The organism is Microbulbifer maximicatervae (SeqCode), from assembly GCF_052467615.1.
This window is the reverse complement of the sequence record NZ_CP174319.1, coordinates 2,976,329-2,996,111: the sequence shown is the minus strand read 5'-3', so window position 1 is coordinate 2,996,111 and position 19,783 is coordinate 2,976,329. Positions and strand designations below refer to the sequence as shown.

The 19,783-nt window shown below is 51.3% G+C and carries 17 protein-coding genes; 13 read left to right on the top strand and 4 right to left on the bottom strand.

The genetic code is table 11. The features are described 5' to 3' along the window. Positions 1 to 259 precede the first annotated feature (259 nt). Both ACJJIM_RS13250 and ACJJIM_RS13245 read left to right on the top strand, forming a co-directional pair. A complete protein-coding gene (locus ACJJIM_RS13250; protein WP_413662699.1) occupies positions 260 to 1,348 on the top strand; it encodes a Glu/Leu/Phe/Val dehydrogenase dimerization domain-containing protein in 1,089 nt (362 codons plus the stop codon). A 218-nt stretch (positions 1,349 to 1,566) separates the two neighbouring features. After that, positions 1,567 to 4,383 (top strand): M16 family metallopeptidase, encoded by a 2,817-nt coding sequence (locus ACJJIM_RS13245; protein WP_444907732.1) that lies wholly within the window; start codon positions 1,567 to 1,569, stop codon positions 4,381 to 4,383. Between the two features lie 42 nt (positions 4,384 to 4,425). Here ACJJIM_RS13245 and ACJJIM_RS13240 read toward each other — a convergent pair whose 3' ends face one another. Continuing rightward, the gene (locus ACJJIM_RS13240) at positions 4,426 to 5,037 is read right to left on the bottom strand and encodes a glutathione S-transferase family protein (protein WP_413662697.1); all 612 of its coding nucleotides are present in this window, start codon (positions 5,035 to 5,037) and stop codon (positions 4,426 to 4,428) included. Positions 5,038 to 5,127: 90 nt separating this feature from the next. Between ACJJIM_RS13240 and ACJJIM_RS13235 the strand changes: the two genes are divergently transcribed. Continuing rightward, positions 5,128 to 6,492, top strand: a complete 1,365-nt coding sequence (locus ACJJIM_RS13235; RefSeq protein WP_413662696.1) for a metal-dependent hydrolase family protein — start codon at positions 5,128 to 5,130, stop codon at positions 6,490 to 6,492. A gap of 184 nt (positions 6,493 to 6,676) precedes the next feature. On the opposite strand, the gene ACJJIM_RS13230 is transcribed toward ACJJIM_RS13235, so the two are convergent. Then, positions 6,677 to 7,411 carry an SIMPL domain-containing protein gene (locus tag ACJJIM_RS13230; protein WP_413662695.1) on the bottom strand — a complete coding sequence of 245 codons (735 nt, stop codon included), beginning with the start codon at positions 7,409 to 7,411 and terminating at the stop codon, positions 6,677 to 6,679. A gap of 161 nt (positions 7,412 to 7,572) precedes the next feature. Then, positions 7,573 to 8,739: an aminotransferase class V-fold PLP-dependent enzyme gene (locus ACJJIM_RS13225; protein ID WP_413662694.1), complete on the bottom strand. Its 1,167-nt coding sequence runs from the start codon at positions 8,737 to 8,739 to the stop codon at positions 7,573 to 7,575. A 75-nt stretch (positions 8,740 to 8,814) separates the two neighbouring features. On the opposite strand from ACJJIM_RS13225, the gene ACJJIM_RS13220 reads away from it, so the two are divergent. From ACJJIM_RS13220 to ACJJIM_RS13185, 8 genes are all read left to right on the top strand, one after another. Then, positions 8,815 to 9,255 (top strand): VOC family protein, encoded by a 441-nt coding sequence (locus ACJJIM_RS13220; RefSeq protein WP_413662693.1) that lies wholly within the window; start codon positions 8,815 to 8,817, stop codon positions 9,253 to 9,255. Between the two features lie 56 nt (positions 9,256 to 9,311). Then, entirely contained in the window at positions 9,312 to 10,415 is a 1,104-nt protein-coding gene (locus ACJJIM_RS13215) for a hypothetical protein (RefSeq protein ID WP_444911178.1), read from the top strand. Between the two features lie 2 nt (positions 10,416 to 10,417). Further along, positions 10,418 to 11,083, top strand: a complete 666-nt coding sequence (locus tag ACJJIM_RS13210) for a GntR family transcriptional regulator (RefSeq protein WP_413662691.1) — start codon at positions 10,418 to 10,420, stop codon at positions 11,081 to 11,083. 211 nt (positions 11,084 to 11,294) lie between these two features. After that, positions 11,295 to 12,644: an aspartate aminotransferase family protein gene (locus tag ACJJIM_RS13205; protein WP_282932024.1), complete on the top strand. Its 1,350-nt coding sequence runs from the start codon at positions 11,295 to 11,297 to the stop codon at positions 12,642 to 12,644. 116 nt (positions 12,645 to 12,760) lie between these two features. Further along, positions 12,761 to 14,146 (top strand): glutamine synthetase family protein, encoded by a 1,386-nt coding sequence (locus ACJJIM_RS13200; protein ID WP_444911177.1) that lies wholly within the window; start codon positions 12,761 to 12,763, stop codon positions 14,144 to 14,146. A gap of 462 nt (positions 14,147 to 14,608) precedes the next feature. Continuing rightward, entirely contained in the window at positions 14,609 to 15,985 is a 1,377-nt protein-coding gene (locus ACJJIM_RS13195) for a glycosyltransferase family 4 protein (RefSeq protein WP_413662689.1), read from the top strand. Beyond that, positions 15,985 to 16,746, top strand: coding sequence for a class I SAM-dependent methyltransferase (locus tag ACJJIM_RS13190; protein WP_413662688.1), 762 nt, complete (start codon positions 15,985 to 15,987; stop codon positions 16,744 to 16,746). The genes ACJJIM_RS13195 and ACJJIM_RS13190 overlap by 1 nt, the downstream gene beginning before the upstream one ends. Further along, entirely contained in the window at positions 16,743 to 17,855 is a 1,113-nt protein-coding gene (locus ACJJIM_RS13185) for a prenyltransferase/squalene oxidase repeat-containing protein (protein WP_444911176.1), read from the top strand. Before ACJJIM_RS13190 ends, ACJJIM_RS13185 begins: the two co-directional genes overlap by 4 nt. On the opposite strand, the gene ACJJIM_RS13180 is transcribed toward ACJJIM_RS13185, so the two are convergent. Then, positions 17,784 to 18,401 carry a class I SAM-dependent methyltransferase gene (locus tag ACJJIM_RS13180; protein ID WP_282932028.1) on the bottom strand — a complete coding sequence of 206 codons (618 nt, stop codon included), beginning with the start codon at positions 18,399 to 18,401 and terminating at the stop codon, positions 17,784 to 17,786. The two genes, ACJJIM_RS13185 and ACJJIM_RS13180, sit on opposite strands and share 72 nt — an antisense overlap. A 116-nt stretch (positions 18,402 to 18,517) precedes the next feature. Here ACJJIM_RS13180 and ACJJIM_RS13175 point away from each other — a divergent pair, with 116 nt between their 5' ends. Both ACJJIM_RS13175 and ACJJIM_RS13170 read left to right on the top strand, forming a co-directional pair. Continuing rightward, positions 18,518 to 19,240, top strand: a complete 723-nt coding sequence (locus ACJJIM_RS13175) for an acyltransferase (RefSeq protein WP_444911175.1) — start codon at positions 18,518 to 18,520, stop codon at positions 19,238 to 19,240. Between the two features lie 19 nt (positions 19,241 to 19,259). Next, entirely contained in the window at positions 19,260 to 19,775 is a 516-nt protein-coding gene (locus ACJJIM_RS13170; protein ID WP_444911174.1) for a shikimate kinase, read from the top strand. The last annotated feature ends 8 nt before the right edge of the window (positions 19,776 to 19,783 follow it).

Genomic DNA, 19,783 nt, shown 5'->3' with positions numbered 1-19,783 from the left:
CAATGCCAATTGATGGAGAAATAAGAGCGTAGAGCTAGCCGCCTAGATTAATGACTGGGCGGCCCAAGTTATTCCGGGGCAAACGAATATCCTAAAAATGATATTTTGGTGTGATGCTTTAGCTATTCTAATGCTCATGTGTGCAAAATATGCAAACTTTGTCTGTGGGAGCTGGATATAATCTTATTCCAGATAAAAACAGATAAGGGCTGTGGTTGTTCCCCAGCTGTAGAACCGGCCTTCCGGAGAGGAACAGTTAATGAGTATTTTTTCCCATTCCGCCTACGATAAACACGAACAAGTGGCGTTTTACCAAGATGCAAAGAGTGGCTTGAAGGCCATTATCGCGGTACACAATACGAATTTGGGTCCCTCACTGGGTGGCTGCCGTATGTGGCCCTACGCCGACGATGGCGAGGCCCTGAATGATGTTCTCCGTCTTTCCCGGGGTATGACTTACAAGTCCGCAATGGCCGGTCTCAAGCTGGGTGGTGGCAAGTCCGTAATTATTGGTGACCCGCGCAAGGAAAAGACTCCTGAGTTACTGCGCGCTATGGGTGAATTTATTAATACCTTGGGCGGCCGTTATATCACTGCTGAAGATTCTGGCACGAGCGTGGCGGATATGAGTGTTATCGGTGAGACAACCGAGTTTGTCTCCGGCCTGTTTGCGGGCTCCGAGTATGGTGGTGATCCTTCCCCTTCGACTGCTTACGGTGTGTTTGTCGGCCTGAAAGCTGCGGTAGAACACCGCTGGGGCAAGACTGACCTGACCGGCTTAAAAGTCTCTATTCAAGGCGTGGGCAACGTCGGTTTCCGCCTGGGTAAACTATTGAAGGATGCCGGTGCGGAACTGTTTGTCACCGATATTTTCCAAGACAATATTGATCGTGCGGTTACAGAGCTTGGTGCCATAGCCGTAACTGCCGACGAAATCTTTGACCTGGACGTAGATCTGTTTGCCCCCTGTGCGATGGGTGCAATTCTCAACGATGACACCATCAGCCGTTTGAAGGTTCAGGCGATCGCTGGCGCGGCCAATAACCAGTTGGCGGAAGAGCGTCACGCTGAAGTGCTTCGCGAGAAAGGTATTTTGTACGCACCGGACTATGTCATTAATGCTGGCGGTATTATCGATGTTTACTACCAGCAGAAAGGCGATTACGACGCTGCAGAAGTGCGCGCTCATATCGAAGAGATTGGCAACACTATGAAAGAAGTGTTCGAGCGTGCCGATGAAACCGGCCAGACCACCGCTCACGTAGCGGACCGTGTTGCCGAGGAGCGCTTTGGTCACCATACGGTTGTAGGCGAGGCCGAAGACAAGTCTGGTACTGTGGCAGCGTAATGTTTTCAGCGCAGGAGTAGAGCTGGTGACCTGATTCCTTGGGCGATTGTCATCTCGCTTCTCTCTGTGATGTATTGATTTGGGCACTTCGGTGCCCATTTTTTTGCCTGGAATATTTGCTAAATTGCGGTTGGTAAAAGGTTTTGCTGACACTCTGGAGGAAAGCTGGCCTAAACTTGCCATCCTGAAATTGCGGTTTTTTAAAAGGGAGTGACAATATGGACTTGCGTCCGCTACTTATCAGCGTTGCCATCGCTATTACTGGCCTTACCGCTTGCGGAAAGTCTACCGATGATACGCCTCATGCGCTTTCGGTGGATAAGGAAGCAGCAGCCAGTAGCAAGGCTGCTGCATCCGATAAAGAGGCGTATGTCCCGCCACCCAAGTTGGAGATTCCTTTCCATAGGGAAGTATTGCCCAATGGCCTGACGGTGATTGTGCATGAAGACCACAAAGCCCCCGTTGTTTCTACCAATCTTTGGTACAAAGTAGGCTCTAAGGACGAGCCGCCAGGTAAAACCGGATTTGCTCATTTATTTGAGCACTTGATGTTTAACGGTAGCGAAAACTTCCCAGGGGAATATTTCGAACCCTTCCAGCGCTCTGGGGCCACCGATATGAATGGCACCACTAGCAATGACCGCACCAATTATTTTGTCACCGTGCCCAAAGGCGCCCTGGATATGGCGCTGTGGATGGAGTCCGACCGAATGGGGCATTTTAAAGGTGCAATTACCCAGGAGGTTTTGGATGAGCAGCGCGGTGTTGTAAAGAATGAAAAGCGCCAGGGGGAGAATGCACCTTATGGCAAAGCGTTCGATATTATTGCCAAGAGCACCTTCCCCAAAGGGCACCCCTATTCGTGGACGCCGATTGGCTCGATGGAGGACCTGAATAACGCCAGTCTTGAAGATGTCAAAAAATGGTTTGAAGACCATTATCAGCCTGCTAATGCCGTTTTGGTGATTGCGGGTGATGTTACGGTCAAAGATGCGATGGCCAAGGTACGCAAGTATTTTGGTGATATCCCGAGCACTGGAGTGCAACCGCGCATTAAGAATTGGGAACTACCTACCCAGGTGAAAAAGAGGGAGGTGGTTTACGATCAGGTGCCCCAAACGCGAATCTACAAGGTTTGGAATGTGCCTGCAGTGGGTAGTGAAGTGGAAGATGCGCTGGAATTAATGACTTCCCTTCTCGCCAATAGAAAAAACTCTCTTCTTTACCGCCGTTTAGTTCGCGATGAGCAAGTGGCCACCAGTGTCAGCGCTTTTTATTATGGCCGTCAGCTTGCAGGGCAGTTGATGATTATTGTCGACGTGAAACCTGGGCAGTCTGTAGAAAAAGTTGAAGACTTACTGAATAAAGAATTAAAGCAATTCGCAAAAAATGGTGTGAATGCGGATGAGCTGCGCCGGGTTAAACAGAGTGAGTTTGCCGGGCTGGTAAAGGGGTTGGAAAAAACCGGTGGTTTTGGTGGTAAGAGTGACATCCTTGCCCAGTCGGAGTTTTATTTTGGCGATCCCGGAGCCTTGATAGAAGGCGTGGAGGATTATGCAAAAGTATCCGCTCTCGAAGTTCAAGAAGTGGCTGAGCAGTGGTTGAAAGAGGACTCCTACACCTTAATTATGGAGCCGAAGCAGAAGTATACGGCAGCGGCGGAGGGTGCTGACCGCAGCAAGCTCCCCGAGGTAGACAAAAATGTAGAGCTGGAACTGCCAAAACAAAAAGAATTTACCCTCAAAAATGGATTAAAGGTTGTCCTGGCCGAACGTCATGATACTCCCGTTGTACTGATGAATCTGCAATTTCGCAGTGGTGCCTCCGCAGATAAAAATAAGCCAGGTCTGGCTTCAGTTGCGGCGCAAATGCTGAACGAAGGTGCGGGTGATCTGGATAGCCTGGAATTTAGCTCTCGCTCAGAAGAGCTTGGTGTAAATATTGGTGGTGGTAGCGGCCTTGATTATAACAATATCAGCATGAGTGCCCTTAAGACGCAGCTGGAGCCATCGCTGGAGCTATTTGAGAAGGTGGTTACTGAACCTCGTTTCCCAGAGTCTGACCTGGAGCGGGTTAAGTCCAATCGCCTGGATGCAATAGCCCAGGAAAAAGCCCAGCCTCAGGGCCTGGCTATGCGTGAACTGCCGCCGCTACTATTTGGAGAAAACCACCCTTATGGCTCTCCCTTGACGGGATCGGGTACTCCCGAGGGTATTAAGTCCATAACCCGTGAGGATCTGGTTAATTTCCAAAAGACCTGGGTGCGACCGGATAATGCAACCCTGACGATCGTGGGCGATGTTACTGAAAAAGAAATAGAGCCTCTGCTGAATGAAACTCTCGGAAAGTGGACTGCTCCTAAATCAGAGCTTCCCAAAATTGAAGTTGCCAAGGTGCCCCGCCCGGAAAAGGCTCGAGTTTATTTGCTCGACCGCCCCGGCGCACAACAGAGTTATATCATGGCAGGTCTGCTGATGCCGCCTTGGCAGCCGCAGGGAGCTGAAGCTTTTGATGCGATGACAAATATTATTGCCGGAAAGTTTACGTCCAGGGTCAATATGAATCTTCGTGAGAACAAGCATTGGTCCTATGGTGCCCGCGCGGTTTCCCTCGATACAGAAGGGCAGCGTCCTTATATCCTCTTTGCTCCAGTGCAAACTGATAAAACAGCTCCAGCCATTAAGGAATTGGTAAAAGAGTATGAGGAATACTTAGGAGAGCGTCCTATTACTGCAAAAGAGCTTGAGGACTACCAGAATGACGAAGTCCTGAAGCAAAGTGCTCGATTCCAGACCAAAGGGCAATTGCTTTCCAGTATTAATTGGCAGGTGGAGAAGGGGCTTCCAGAGGAATATATTGCCGAATATCCACAGCGGGTTTCAGCACTGAATAAGGAAAAAGTAGAGGCTTCCGCGAAGGAGTATCTTGCGCCAGATCAATTCACCTGGGTGATTGTTGGGGATCTGAGTAAGATTAAAGGCGAGGTTGAAGCCTTGGATATTGGCCCCGTTGAGGTGCTTCCTGCAAAGGACTGATTTGAATTATTTCCCCGCCCTGTTTGGGCGGGGAAATAGGGTTTAAGCTTTAAAACTGGGGCGCTCTTTAAGTTGTTCACGCCACCTGATTAGATGAGAGTGCTTGGACGGATCGGGTCGAAGGTTTTGAACTTTGCCGAAATCCAGTCCGCAAACCATGCTGATATCGGCCACTGAAAAATAGTCACCAACCAGGTATTCATGGTCTGAAAAGTGGTTGTCGAGGGTATCCATAAACTTCAGGGCCCGCTTGCCTGAATCCTCACCAAAATCGGGGTAAACATTCATCCGGTCCTTAAAGAAACCGGAAACGTGCTGGAAACACATCCCGACAGGAAACATAAGGTTAAAGTCGGCACGGCGATTCCACATATCCACCAGTGCTTTTTCCTTGGGGGTGCGGCCGAAGAGTGGTGGCTCTGGGTGTAGCTCCTCAAAATAACGCTGAATGGCCACTGATTCCGCAATGTAAGTGCCGTCATCCAGCTCCATTACGGGTACTTTTTTATTGATATCTTTGCTTCGAAACTCTGAGCTAAGATTTTCCCCTTTTGTAATATCTATTCCGACATATTCTGCATCTAACCCCTTTTCTGCCATAAACATGCGAACACGTCGACAGTTTGGTGCTGCTGCGAACTCATAGATTTTCATAGAGGCTTCCTCTCGCCTGGGTAATTGCGTAGATTGTGCGATCTTGGTAAAGGACGTTGAGAATCTAAAAGAGATCTACTGGGGACGACAATGACAACAAAGACCAACCGAAGCTACTTTGTCAACCGCGCAGCCGCCGTGGCTTTGTCGGTATTTGCCGGGCTTTTTAGTTTACAGGCTGGGGCGGAGAGCATCGCAATTTACGCTGGCAAATTATTTGATAGCAGTAATGGAAAATTATTGGAAGACCGCACCATTCATATTGTCGATGGACGGGTTGAGTCCGTGCAGAAAGGGTTTGCCAAGCGCGATCGAGAGCGCTTGGTCGACTTGAGAGAATATACGGTATTGCCAGGTTTGATGGATATGCACAGCCATCTCACTTACGAGTTTGGGCCGCGTGCTTATATGGAGTCATTCAGTTGGAATACTGCCGATTTTACCTTGCGCGGCGTGGATGCTGCTCATCGCACTCTGCAGGCTGGATTTACCACGATTCGAAATCTTGGTGATCACGACAATGTGACTGTGAGTTTACGTAATGCAATCAACAAAGGCCTGGTGGAAGGTCCGCGTATTTATACGGCGGCAAAGACAATCGCAACTACCGGTGGGCACGCTGACCCCACTAATGGGCTCAGGCAGGACTTGATGGGGAACCCTGGCCCGGTGGATGGTGTTATTGATGGGCCTATCAGCGCGCGCAAAGCGATTCGTCAGCGCTATAAGGACGGCGCTGATCTGATCAAGATCACCGCGACTGGTGGGGTCTTGAGTGTGGCAAAGAGCGGCCAGAACCCTCAATTTATGCAGGATGAGCTGGAGGCAATTGTTGAGGCTGCTAAGGACTATGGTTTCACAGTTGCAGTACATGCCCACGGTAAGGAGGGAATGATTCGCGCAATTCGCGCTGGAGTGGACTCCATTGAACACGGCACCTATATGGATAATGAAGTGATGGACCTGATGCGCCGTAACAACACCTGGTTTGTGCCGACTCTAATGGCTGGCGAGTGGGTGACAGAAAAATCGGCGATCGAAGGCTTCCTGCCGGACCTGGTGCGCCCGAAAGCTGCGACAATGGGGCCTTTAATGCAGGACACTTTTAGTCGCGCTCACAAGCGCGGAGTAAAAATTGCATTTGGAACCGATACCGGTGTTACCCGTCATGGCGATAATGCCCGTGAATTCTTATTGATGGTGCAGGGTGGAATGAGCCCGGCCGATGCACTGCGTTCAGCGACTTGGAACGCGGCCCAACTACTGCAAGTACAGGATGAGCTGGGTAGCATTAGCGAGGGCAAGATAGCTGATATTATTGCTGTGGCTGGAAATCCCCTGGAAGATATTTCGGAAATGCAACGGGTTCTGTTTGTAATGAAAGAAGGCGTTATTTACAAAGAATCCAGCGAGCTGCCAAACGATGTGTTTCTTGAGCAAGATATTAGCGGTTAGCCGGTAGGGAAGAACGGCAGTGAAACAGCAAGGCTGTTGGTGCTGTTTCACTGCTGACAAGACATTAGCTATTACGGGGCAGCAGGGAAGAATCGAAATGCAATATGAATATATTCAAGTTCCGAATGGCCCCAAGCGCCGTGTATCCTTCCTGCCTTCGTATGTGAGTAGCTATTGCTCCGTATTAGTCCTCGAGTTCGTATACCAGATCCAGATTGACGGTAAGTGTGGTTTCTCCCGGTGAAATGGGGGTGGAAGCACTGTCTGCCATCCTGGCCTTTTCAGCGAACATCATGGGGCGTGGCATACCGCCGTTGCCATTTTCTGAAATACTGACAATGCGACGCACTTTTGTACCCAGCGCTTTGGCGTACATTTCTGCACGTTCCTGGGCGTCTTCAAGGGCTTTTTCCCGAGCTTTGGCTTGAACTGGAGCAGGTTCACCAATTTCGAAGCTCGGTCCGTAGATTTGGTTGGCTCCAGCGGCAGTGAGATTGTCCAGAAGCTTACCAAGCTCTTCCAGCTTGCGAACCTTTACACTTACAGTATTACGCGCGGAGTACCCAGTAATATGTGGCCGTTTGGTTTGCCCGCTTTGGTCTGGGAGGGAAGTCCTAATGCTATACCGGGGTGAAAGGTTAACGCCGCTGGTTTGGATATCTTTCTTGTTAATACCCGATTTTTTGATGGCGGCCATTAAAGACTCCATCTGATTGGCGTTATCGCGCATTGCCTGTTTGCTGTCCTCTGACTCGGTTACCACTCCGACAGAAATTTTTGCGATATCAGGAACCTGACTTGCCTCCCCCCGTGCAGCGATGGATACCATAGTCCCCCGGTCTTCTGGAGCCCGCTCGTTACCACAGGCGGTGGCGAGCAGGGCGAGAAGGGAAATTACTGAAATTTTTACTGCTTTCATAACGCTTCCTTATCCATTGAGTGCTAATTGTTGCGACGAAAATGGCGCCATTATTTTATAAATTGAATCCTGAACCGCAGCTGAGCCGGTGTGCCTTTTAGGTGTGAAATATGCTCTAGCGGCGGTGGTAAAAATCACTCTGTCCTCTTAGCTCTGAAGCTTTAAGAGTTAAAAACCTGCTGGTAAGTTTCATCCTTATCGTGATAGATGGCGAATCCTAGCCTGAGAAACTGTTGTCGGCGATCACACAGAACTGCTCGAGCCTTGAGTTCTTCCTGAACCCTCTGTGAGATTTCTGGTTGTGAGCAGTTAAATGTGAAAAAGTGGCCGTGACCTTCTTCCAGATCATGACAAATCAAGTTGTTGCGATTCAAGATGGGATGGTCTGAGTTATCCATGCTATTCAGGAATCGGGTTTGCGCATTGAGAACATAGCTGTGTATTTTCTCGATGGTAATGCCTTCGCGATGGAATAAATCGAAAATAGCCAGGGCTTTGTAGAGTGTTGAATAGTCCATGGTCGCCCCGGCAAAGCGCAGCCAATTGTCGCTATATCCGACTTCTCCCGAGCGATTCTCCAGCTCAGCCATTTCTGCGAACCAGCCGGTATTTACAGGGCGCAGTGTACAGTTCGCAGGAATTGTCATAAAACACAGGCCTTCACCGGCGCCTAGGTACTTATATGATCCTGCCGTAAAGAAAACCTTGTCTACAACGGTTGAAAGATCGATTGGGCGAGCAAAAAAACCGTGATATCCGTCGATAACGAATTGTGTGTCGTGCGGTTTCTGTGCTGCAACCTCCAGCAGCCGGGGAAATACCACACCGGAGTCAAAAAATACCAGGCTGGCATAGGCCAGATGGTATTCATTTTTATGTAGTTCGGTTTCAAATCTTTCTGCCAGGGTGGCGTAGGGTTCTTTGGCAACTCTCGTTACCTCTACTTGGGGAAGCTCTTCCAGACGTTGTAATTGGCGAGTAAAACTGTAGAACTCTCCGTCTGTAGTGAGAATGCGCAATGGTTTACTGGGGTCGAATGAACTCAGTAGCCGATACACTAGTTCATGGGTATTTGGGGCTATAGCGATCAAGTCTGATCTGGGTAGGTTGAGGGATTTTGCGATCGCCGCTTGCCATGAGGGTATCTTCTCCTCAAAAATTGGCCCCCATTTTTCATCGGCCAGAAGTGCTGAATCGCGCCAGTACTGCTGCACTGCATCAAGGGTAACATCGGGCCAGTAGTGGTGGGAGTGGCAAGCCATGTGCAGCATGGAAGAGGGACTGCCACTGGGCGCCTGAAGGAACTCGCGATAGAATTTTTTATACATATGCGTTTAGCTTTAAAAAGCCGATTTATTTGTTATGGGCTGATTGTAGAGCTTGGCAACAAGAAGGAGTAGAGGGTGAAGTACTTACATACCATGGTTCGCGTAACCAATCTGGATGAATCTCTGGCGTTTTACTGTGAAAAGCTGGGCCTGCAGGTCGTTAATCGAAATGATTATGATAAAGGGCGTTTCACCCTAGTGTATCTCGCAGCCCCCGAGGATCTTGAAGCGGCCAGGGAGAATAAGGCCCCGACATTGGAACTCACTTACAATTGGGACCCGGAAAGCTACACTGGCGGGCGGAATTTTGGACACCTGGCATATCGGGTAAATGATATTTACGGGGTGTGCCAGCGTATGATGGATCAGGGAGTGGTTATCAATAGACCCCCGAGAGACGGCCATATGGCATTTCTTCGCTCCCCAGATGGGATTTCCATTGAGTTGCTGCAAAGTGGAGAGCCTCTCCCACCACAGGAGCCCTGGATGTCTATGGAAAATCAGGGTGAGTGGTAGTCCGGGATAGTTGAAACCTGAGATAAATTCTGACGGCCAAGAAAAAGAGAAAGTGAGTGAAAAATACCAGTTGTATTCTACTGGCCGGAGAGACGGCTGCGCGGCGCATACGTGAAGAGGGATTGTCCCAGAGGCAATTTTCGACGCTGGTCGGCGCTTCCGGCGGTCCCAAGTGGCTGGTGATTAGCCAGTTGGATCGGGTATTGATGGGGGAGTTCTTCAACGGGCGGAGCGAACCAATTGTCACCTTGGGATCATCTATCGGTAGTTTTCGCAACATGTGTTACGCAATGGCAGAGCCGCTGTCAGCACTTGAGCGATTAGAGCATCACTACATTTACCAAACCTATTCAGACAAACCTTCCCCTGAGGAGATTACTGCCGGCGGTCGCAAGATGCTACAGGCAGTGTTGGGTGCTGAAGGTGCTCGCGAGGTAGTGGAAAATCCCATTTGGCACAGCCACTTTGTGGCGGTCAGGGGCAGGGGGCCACTGGCCAGTGAAAACAAGGCACTGTTGGCGCCGGCATTACTCGCCTCGGCACTGGCAAATGCTGTATCCCGCAACAGCCTGAGCGCTTTTTGGGAGCGGGTGGTTTTTCATTCGCAAGAGTCGGCAGGCATTCACTTCCAGAACCTGAGCACCGAAAATATTCTGCTGACTGAGCAGAATACCTGTGCTGCTGTACTGGCCAGTGGCTGTATCCCTTTGGTAATGACAGGGGTGAAGACACCGGAGGGAGCTCCACAGGGTAATTATCGCGATGGCGGTATCACCGATTACCACTTTGATCTGCGCTTCCGCCACCCCCAGGGCCTAGTGCTCTACCCGCACTTTTTCCCCTATATGGTGCCCGGCTGGTTTGATAAAGGGCTCTCTTGGCGACGGGTTCGCGGAGATGCCATGCAATCCACTCTGGTTGTGGCTCCTTCGCCCAAATTCGTTGCCTCCTTGCCCTATGGCAAAATTCCAGACCGCAATGATTTCTACAAGCTCGACCGTGAAGACCGTTTGAAGTACTGGGGGCGGGTGGTTGATCTCAGTCGCCGGGTGGCAGATGATTTTTATGAAATTTGGCAAAGTGGCCGGGCAGCTGAACATTTAATTGAGGTGGGTGCGGAGGATGTCCCTCATATGTTGGAGCAGGTCAGGGCAGCATAGGTATGGTGCAGGAATTTAACAGTCCCCAAGAAGAGTACCGCACAACTCAGGAGAGGGTTTATTTTCAGGTGCGGGATGCCATTCTGCGGGGAAAGTTTTTGCCAGGTAGGGCGATTACTATTCGGGGCTTGGCCTCGGAGCTTAATTGCAGTCCAATGCCGGTTCGCGAAGCGTTGCGTCGCCTGACCTCGGAGCGGGCCCTGGAGCTGTCAGATACCCGCCGGGTCAGGGTGCCGACAATGACCCCGGAAAAACTGGCAGAGATTTGTGCCGCTCGTGTGGCCCTGGAGTGTCAGGCCGCTGAACAGGCCCTGCCATTGGTAGGGGATGCTGAATTGGCGCAACTTCGGGAGCTGGATGCACGTGTAACAGAAGCTCTCGCTCAGAAAGACATCGAGCGCTATGTAACCACTAATCTGGAATTTCACTTTACCCTTTATCGCCTGGGGCAGCCCCATATCATCCTGTCCCTGATCGAGAGCCTGTGGCTACAGACAGCTCCCCTCCAGCACTTGGTTTTCCAGCGCTTTGGCGTGCAAGAGTTGCCAGACCGGCATCAAGATCTGCTCGAAGCTATTGCCAGTAAAGATGAGTTGAAGGTGCGCAAAGCCATTCAGCAGGATATTGAAGAGGGGCTCGGCTCTATCTCTGCAGAGGAGCTGCTGTAGCGGCTCCTTCCTCCCCAGTTGACTATTTAGTTCCCTTTTTTTCTCCTTGCACTGGCGCGATTCGACCTTATGTTTTCGGTAAGGGCAGATAGACCTTGCGCTTCTGTCGATGGCCCCACTAGAATGTGATCACAAATTAGTGGTAACGATTTGGCCTTTTGAGCCCGATTGGTGGGCGCTGAGCAAGGCCTGTGAAAGCCAGGAGAGAAATATGAACAAGACTGAGCTGCAGCAACACGACCGTGAGCACCTGCTACACCCATTTACTGACTTCCATGATTTGGGTCAGCAGGGGACCCGTGTGATTACCAGCGCCGAGGGCGCTTACATCACCGATATTGATGGCAACAAAATGCTTGATGGCATGTCAGGCCTCTGGTGTTGCAACCTCGGCTACAGCCGCAAAGAAATCAGCAATGCGATCTACGAGCAGCTGAATACCCTGCCTTTCTATAACAGCTTCTTCCAGTGCACTACGGTGCCCTCGATTGAACTCGCCGACGCCCTGGCTGAAGTGACCCCGGCGCATATGAACAATGTGTTCTTCACGGGTTCCGGTTCCGAGGCAAATGATACTAACCTGCGCCTCATCCGCCGTTTCTGGGATATCCAGGAAAAGCCGGAGAAGCGCATCGTTATTTCCCGTAAGAATGGCTATCACGGCTCTACCATTGCCGGTGCCAGCCTGGGTGGTATGAGCGGTATGCACAAGCAATTCCAGCCGCTCGACTACATTGAGTACGTACAGCAGCCCTACTGGTTTGGTGAGGGCGGCGATATGTCTCCGGAGGAGTTTGGTATCCAAGCGGCTCGCAGCCTGGATGAGAAAATCCAGGAGCTGGGCCCGGATAATGTTGCGGCGTTTATCGCTGAGCCAATTCAGGGTGCTGGCGGCGTAATTATCCCGCCGGAAACCTACTGGCCGGAAGTCAAGAAGGTGCTGGACCAGTACGACATCCTGCTGGTGATGGATGAAGTGATTTTTGGTTTCGGTCGTACCGGTGAGTGGTTCGGTGCCGACTATTACGGCATGAAGCCCGACCTGATGACTTTCGCCAAAGCAGTAACCAATGGCTACTTCCCCCTGGGCGGTACCATGGTGAGTGATCGTGTCGCTGAAGTGATCAAAACCAAAGGTGGCGAGTTTACCCACGGTTACACCTACTCCGCGCATCCGGCTGCCTGTATGGCCGGTCTGGCAACTATCAATATTCTGCGCAACGAGAAGATTATCGAGAATGTCCGCGATGTAACCGGCCCCTACCTGTCCAAGCGCTGGGCTGAACTGGCGGAGCATCCGATCGTTGGCGAAACCCGCAGTTTGGGTATGGTCGGCGCCTTGGAGCTGGTAAAAGATAAGGCCAGCCGCGCTCGTTTTGATGATGACTGCACCGCTGGTGCGGTATGTCGTGACCTGAGTATCAAGCACGGTTTGGTGATGCGCGCCGTTGGCGATGCCATGGTTATCGCACCACCGCTGATTATGACCACTGAACAGGTCGATGAGCTGGTAGAAAAAGCGCACCGCGCCCTGGACGACACTGCTAAAGCACTGGCGTAACATAGCGGCAAGATACTCTGTTGCAGAGGCGATCAGGTACTCCGTTTTCCATGATTTGAATGGAAAAGGGATGGCGGGTCGTCTCTGCGTTTAGATTGGATCACCCCAGGCACCTTATGTCTCAAGAAAAAGAATTCACTGCCCAGCCCGATCTGCTGGAGCAGTCGCAAAAATTCCTGGCAGAGCACTCGGACCTAAAGTGGATCGAAGGCTTTATGTTCGATATCAATGGCGTGCCGCGAGGGAAGTGGTTGCCGGCAGAAGCTGCGGAGAAATTGCTCAAGGGCAGTCTGCAAATGCCGCGTAGCGCGGTCAGTCTCGATATTTGGGGGCGGGATATCGAAGACAGCCCGCTGGTATTTGCCAGTGGAGACAGCGATGGCGTTTGTCTGCCGGTTTCGCCTATTAGCTTGGCGCCCTGGCATCGCGAGTCCACTGCCCAGCTGCATATGCAGTTGCATGAGGCAGATGGCTCCTCTCTCTATGCCGATCCCCGCAGCCAGTTGCAACGCGTGGTAGAGCGTCTCGGCAAACTGGGTTATACCGCCGTGTGTGCGACCGAGCTGGAATTCTATCTGCTCCGCGATGAGGTGGATCATCTGGCGCGTCCGCGCCCGGTTAGCGATAACGACGCCGAGCTGGTGCCTTCCACCGACGTTTACGATCTGTCCGAGCTCAATGCACAGCGACACTTCTTTGCCGATGTGCGAGCTGCTTGCGAGGCGCAGGGTATTCCCGCAGATTCAGTATTGTCGGAGTGTGCGCCGGGACAGTTTGAAATCAACCTGTTGCACAGTGCCGATCCCGTTAAAGTAGCAGACCAAACATTACTGTTTAAGCGCTTGTTAAAAGGGGTGGCGCGCAGTCACGGCTTCCGCGTGAGTACCATGGCCAAGCCTTTCGGGGATCAGGCGGGTAACGGAATGCACGTGCATATGAGTTTGATCGACGCCAATGGAAAGAACGTTTTTGATGATGGTTCTGACACTGGCTCCGATTTACTGCGTTACGCCGCAGCAGGAATGCTGGCGACTGCCAACGACGCGATGGCGTTTTTCGCACCTCACAGCAACTCCTATCGCCGCTTCCAGGAGAGCTCTCACGCACCGCTGAATCTCTGCTGGGGCTACGATAATCGCACTACAACTTTGCGTGTGCCCGCCAGCGATCCTGTGGCGCGGCGTATCGAGCACCGCATTGCCGGGGCGGATGTTAACCCCTATCTGGTGTTAGCTGCGATTCTCACTGGTGTGTGTCATGGCATTGAGAACCAGGTGGAAGCGCCTGCACCTGTGGAAGGCGATGCTTATCAGGTGGAGAGTGAGAAGTTGATCAATACCTGGAGTGGCGCACTGGAGCGCTTTGAGCAGAGCCCCTTGTGGCGCGAGTATCTTGATCCGCGCTTTGTGGAATTGTTCTCTCTGTTGAAAAGACAGGAGCAAGCAGAGATAGCTGCCCGCGTTACCGATGTTGAATACCAGAGTTATCTGCATCGGGTATAAACATTGGCGGTGTGCTTTAGCGCCGATTGCCGTTTTAGTGAACGGCTTTCACGACAGGAGAGTTAGTGGGGGTATTTCCTCTGCTATACCTAAATTTAAGTGCGTAATGTGCTTGAAACTCTCCTCCTGAAAGTGTGTTCGAGAAATCTGGCCCGCCTTTTGGCGGGCATTTTTTTATTTTCGATTGACTTATTTCCACTTCCTGTTCGTATTAATCCCTTCTTTTAAAGTCGCCATGGCTTGAGTGTATCGAATGACACGGTGTGCGGTTGCTGGGCTTTTGTTGCTATTTTGGCTTGCGAGCACACATCCTTGGGCCAGGATACCAAGAGGGTGGACCGCTTCCGCCTAGCAGTCATTTCTCCGCCAGTGTATTCTTCCGCTTTACCAGCGAGACACCCCAGACGGTCGGCTCTTAGACGTTGGCATTCGCAGAATGTCTGTGCGAGAGCGGATAATGTTATGGGGTATAAGAATATTGCAGATGGGGAAACTATGACCGCCTTGGGAAATTGTGCAGACGGTCCAACGGCTGGCGAGACGCAGCCACTAAAAATATGCCTTTTGGGGTATCGCAGCAATCCACACAGTGGTGGTCAGGGCATCTACCTGCGCTACCTGAGTAAAGCACTGGTTGATGCTGGTCACTCCGTGGATGTTATTTCTGGCCAGCCCTACCCAGAACTCGATGAGCGCGTAAAACTCATCAAAATGCCAGGGTTGAACCTCTATGAAGTTGAGCGTCCAGCGCGGGCCTTGAAACCTCGCCACCTGCTCTCGTGGGCGGATTTTTTTGAATGGTGGAGTAAGCTTACCGGCGGTTTTGCTGAGCCTTATACCTTTGGCCGTCGGGTAAATAAATACCTGCGCAAGCACGGCAAACAATACGACATTGTTCACGATAACCAATCACTGTGTTACGGCTTGCTGGATATCGAGAAAAATGGATTGCCTGTTGTCGCGACAATTCATCACCCCATTACCCGGGATCGTCAACTGGCATTAGATGCCGCCCCCGATTGGCGTTTTCGTTTGCTGGTACGTCGCTGGCATAATTTTTTGAATATGCAGATTAAGGTATCGCGGAAGCTTCGCCATATCGTGACAGTTTCCAAGCAATCTGAGCGGGATATTATCGAGCAGTTTGGCGTAGCTCCCGAGCAGATTCACCTGATTTACAACGGTATTGATACCGAATTATTTAACCCAGGGGCAGAAAATAAGCGCTTGTCTCTGCGAATTATGACCACCGCATCGGCAGATCAGCCCCTCAAAGGTCTGCGCTTTTTATTACAGGCGTTGGCGGAACTGCGCCAGGAATATGAAAACATAGAGTTGTTGGTGGTTGGCAAATTACGCGAAGGTGGCGCTACGGAACGCTTGCTTCACGATCTGGATCTTCAGGATAGGGTTCAGTTTGTCTCCGGTATTTCTAACGAAGAACTGGTCGATAATTACCGCAAGGCTACAGCGGTAGTTTGCCCATCGCTCTATGAGGGGTTTGGTTTACCTGCCGGGGAGGCAATGGCATGTGGTGCTCCGGTAGTATCCAGTGACGGGGGTGCCTTGCCTGAGGTGGTTGGGGATGCCGGAATCGTGGTCCCTGCAGGAAATCACGAAGCTTTGGCCAATGCCCTGCGCCAGGTTTTATCCAGCGAAGCGCTGCGAAAAGAACTCAGTGAGAAAGGTCGCCAGCGCATTGAAAATAAATTTTCCTGGAAAATCGCTGCAGAGAGTTTGGTGAAATATTACCGGGAAATTCTCGGACATACATTGGCGGAACAACCCAGTAGTCATGAAATAGAAACTCCGAATATGCGCAGTGCGGAGGCGGCTTAATGATTACTGTAGATCCCCAGCACTTAAATCTTCGCCCTGGCCAAAAAGTCCTCGACTTGGGGTGCGGTGAAGGGCGCCATTCCATCCACTTGATGATCACCGATGATGTCGATGTTTACGGCATTGACCTGTGTTTTGATGATGTGCGCACTGCCAGTGAGCGAGCGGAACCTTTCCGCTCTCCCGAGCACTCAAAAGGTCGCTTGCAGTTCGGAGTTGCCAATGGCTTGCAACTACCATTTGCCGATGGGAGTTTTGATGTGGTTATCTGCTCAGAGGTACTTGAGCATATCCCCGATTACAAGTCTGTCCTGGCTGAGATTAACCGGGTATTAAAACCCTCCGGTATTTTTGCCGCGACAGTACCGGCATTTTTTCCCGAGTGGGTGTGCTGGAAACTCAGCGATGAATACCATCAGGTTGAGGGTGGTCATATCCGAATATTCCGCGAGCGCGAGCTGCGAGAGGATATTGAAAGGCTGGGACACCACTATTTTGCCCGGCATAAGGCCCATGCGTTACATGCACCTTACTGGTGGTTAAAGTGTTTGTTTTGGGACAAGCCCGATTCCCGTTTGGTCTCTGCCTATCACCGCCTGTTGGTGTGGGATCTGATGAAGAAACCAGCCTTTACCCGGGTTCTCGAAAAACTATTGAACCCGCTGTTGGGAAAAAGTATCGCTCTCTATTTTGTGAAACCTGCCGGGTCGACACAACGAGTGGATGCGGCCCTCTCCCTGCCTGAGGGAGTTGAAGCATGAGTAAAATTTCTGTGCCGGCAAAAGCTTCTGGTCTTTTCCCTGAAGGATTTATCCAGGATAGCGCCGCCTATATTCTCTCCCAGCAGCTCCCCGATGGTTCAATTCCCTGGTTTAAAGGGGGCTATGCCGACCCCTGGGATCATGTTGAGGCCGCTATGGGGCTCGCCATTGCCGGAGAGTTCAGTGCTGCTGAAAACGCTTATTGCTGGTTGGCTGAGATTCAGCTGGAAGACGGCAGCTGGTGGGCCGCTTATAAAGATGGCGATATAGACAACCGGGAGCGCCGTGAAACCAATTTTGTTGCCTATGTGGCAACAGGAATTTGGCAATACTTTCTGGTTAGTAGAGACGCGCTGTTTTTACAGCGCTATTGGCCGATGGTGGAGCGTGCAATCGAGTTTGTATTGCGCTTGCAAACGGAATTTGGCGAAATTCATTGGGCGGTAGATTCAGAGGGCGCCCCTATGAAAGATGCCCTGATCACCGGTTGTTCTTCCATTTATAAAAGTCTGGAATGCGCAATTAATATTGCCCACCAGCTAGGGGTTGCTCGCCCTCAATGGATACTTGCCCGGGAAGCTTTGGGCGATGCGCTGCGCAATAAACCGGAGCGCTTTGATCGCACCTGGGAAAGCAAGGCGCGCTTTTCAATGGACTGGTTTTATCCCGTATTAACCGGTGCCTTTTCTGGTGAGGCAGCGCAGTTGCGTCTTCAGCAGCGCTGGGATGAGTTTGTCGTGGCTGGTTTGGGTTGTCGTTGCGTCAGTGATGAGCCCTGGGTGACGGTGGCTGAATCCTGCGAACTCACTATGTCCCTAATCGCTGCTGGCCAGCGTTCGCGGGCGGAAATTTTGTATCGCGGCTTGCACCGCTGGCAGGATAAAGATGGGGGCTACTGGACCGGTTATGTCTACCGGGATGAGGCCATCTGGCCGAAGGAAAAAACCACCTGGACTGTAGGGGCCATGCTTCTGGCTGCCGATGCGCTCGCCGGATTAACGCCAGCGAGCGAGCTGTTTACATCGGTGCGCCTGCCCCTAAATGCGGCGCAGGATTCCCAGGGTGTCGACAGTTTCGACGAGCTCGAATTGAGCGGAAGCCAGGGCTAGTTTGTAAATATCGTAGGGCGCCTGGCCGCCATCGGCGGGGTCCGGGAAAATGTCGTGGATCGCCAGGTAGCCACCGGGCACGATATGGCGGGACCAGCTGCGATAATCGGTCATGGCCGCTTCCAGGGAGTGGCCGCCGTCAATAAATACGAGACCCAAAGGGGTATTCCAGCAGCGTGCAGCTGTTGCGGAGGGGGCGACGACGGGAACAACCCAGTCATCCAATTCAGCCGCGCGAATATTCGCGCGGAAAGTGCGAAAACTGTCCATTAAATTGGCCTGGCCATCAAACAGTTCGGGATCGTGATACTCCTCTCCGGGCTGGTGCTCTTCAGATCCTCGATGGTGGTCCACGGCGAACAGGACGTTATCGGTCAGCTTACAGGCACTGGCCAGGTAAATTGATGATTTGCCGCAGTAGCTGCCCACTTCAAGACAGGGACCCAGTGAGCTGGCTTCAGCTGCCAGGTGGTAGAGAGCTTCCCCTTCATGGGCGGCGAGGAAACCTTTAATTGCTCGAATATCAATAGGTAGATTTAGGGACATGGGTAAACGCTTGCTATTTTTCGTGGCCGAAACACTAAACTGCCACTAATACAAAAGCAATTGGGTTTTTACTCAGGGCTCCGTAAATCCCATAAAATATAAGTAGAAATTAAAATATGCGTAAGGATCACAGGCCCTATTGGCTCAAGCGACTGCAGCTGCGTTGGCGAAAATGGCGAACAGAGTATTTCCTTCTGCCACAATTCGATGCGGTTGGGGTTGAGCCGGAAGTAATGGACCCGGGTTCTGTCCATGTTTTTGGCGGAAATGTTCGGCTCGGAAATTATCCTCACTTAATCTCCAGCAACGAGAAGTGTATTCGCTTTACCACTTTTGGGCACAAGGGGGGAGAGGCATTTATTACTATTGGGGATTTCGTATTGATCTCTCCAGGGGTACGTATTTCTGCGGCTCAATCTATTGAGATTGGCGACGCCTGTATGATCGCAGCCAATGTGTATATTTCCGATTCTGATTGGCATGGGCTCTACAATCGCACGCGGCCCTTCCGTTGTACCTCCCCGGTGCGCCTGGGTAACAATGTTTGGATTGGAGATAGTGCAACCATCTGCAAAGGTGTCACTATCGGTGATAATTCTGTAGTGGGAGCCGGCAGTATCGTCACCAAGGATGTCCCCGCAAATACGGTTGTCGCCGGTAATCCGGCAAAACCCATTAAATCAATTAATCCCAAGCGGCGAATGATTACCCGCGAGGCATTATTTGCCGATGCCTTTCGCCAAGCGCATAATCTGGATGAATTGGATAAGATGATGTTGGGTGGGAACACCTTATTGGGTTGGTTGCGCTCGGTATTCTTTCCCCGCCGTAGCGATTGAATGTGCAAGTATTAATAAAATGAAAAAAAGAAAAAGTATTGTCCTGATTGGAATGCCCGGCGCCGGTAAAAGTACGCTGGGGGTGTTGTTGGCAAAGGAGCTGGCACTGGGGTTTACAGATACTGATGTTCTGATCCAGTCCAGAGAGGGCAAGACTTTGCAGCAAATTATGGCTGAAAGTGACTATCTTAATCTCCGCGCCATTGAAGGGGAGGTATTAGCTGAGGCCACCCTCCCCAGTGATGTTATTGCCACTGGAGGAAGCGCAGTCTATAGCGAAGAGGGCATGGCGAATCTACGCAGTCAGGGTGTGGTAGTGTTTCTTCAGTGTTCAGCGGAGGAGTTGCGCCGGCGTATCCACAATTATGAAAGCCGTGGCATTGCGAAGGCGCCCGGGCAGTCTTTTGCGGACTTATTTGAAGAGCGACAGGCCCTTTACCGGCAATATGCTGAAATAACGGTGGGTTGTGACAGAAAGTCACTGCAGGAAACGCTTGATCATTTACTTAATGCGCTGCGGGAGCTTGCAGAGTAACCGAAATT

Coding starts and splice junctions, on each gene's coding strand:
- ACJJIM_RS13250 (WP_413662699.1), top strand. CDS start 260: ATGAGTATTTTTTCCCATTCCGCCTACGATAAACACGAACAAGTGGCG.
- ACJJIM_RS13245 (WP_444907732.1), top strand. CDS start 1,567: ATGGACTTGCGTCCGCTACTTATCAGCGTTGCCATCGCTATTACTGGC.
- ACJJIM_RS13240 (WP_413662697.1), bottom strand. CDS start 5,037: ATGAAAATCTATGAGTTCGCAGCAGCACCAAACTGTCGACGTGTTCGC.
- ACJJIM_RS13235 (WP_413662696.1), top strand. CDS start 5,128: ATGACAACAAAGACCAACCGAAGCTACTTTGTCAACCGCGCAGCCGCC.
- ACJJIM_RS13230 (WP_413662695.1), bottom strand. CDS start 7,411: ATGAAAGCAGTAAAAATTTCAGTAATTTCCCTTCTCGCCCTGCTCGCC.
- ACJJIM_RS13225 (WP_413662694.1), bottom strand. CDS start 8,739: ATGTATAAAAAATTCTATCGCGAGTTCCTTCAGGCGCCCAGTGGCAGT.
- ACJJIM_RS13210 (WP_413662691.1), top strand. CDS start 10,418: ATGGTGCAGGAATTTAACAGTCCCCAAGAAGAGTACCGCACAACTCAG.
- ACJJIM_RS13205 (WP_282932024.1), top strand. CDS start 11,295: ATGAACAAGACTGAGCTGCAGCAACACGACCGTGAGCACCTGCTACAC.
- ACJJIM_RS13200 (WP_444911177.1), top strand. CDS start 12,761: ATGTCTCAAGAAAAAGAATTCACTGCCCAGCCCGATCTGCTGGAGCAG.
- ACJJIM_RS13195 (WP_413662689.1), top strand. CDS start 14,609: ATGGGGTATAAGAATATTGCAGATGGGGAAACTATGACCGCCTTGGGA.
- ACJJIM_RS13190 (WP_413662688.1), top strand. CDS start 15,985: ATGATTACTGTAGATCCCCAGCACTTAAATCTTCGCCCTGGCCAAAAA.
- ACJJIM_RS13185 (WP_444911176.1), top strand. CDS start 16,743: ATGAGTAAAATTTCTGTGCCGGCAAAAGCTTCTGGTCTTTTCCCTGAA.
- ACJJIM_RS13180 (WP_282932028.1), bottom strand. CDS start 18,401: ATGTCCCTAAATCTACCTATTGATATTCGAGCAATTAAAGGTTTCCTC.
- ACJJIM_RS13175 (WP_444911175.1), top strand. CDS start 18,518: ATGCGTAAGGATCACAGGCCCTATTGGCTCAAGCGACTGCAGCTGCGT.
- ACJJIM_RS13170 (WP_444911174.1), top strand. CDS start 19,260: ATGAAAAAAAGAAAAAGTATTGTCCTGATTGGAATGCCCGGCGCCGGT.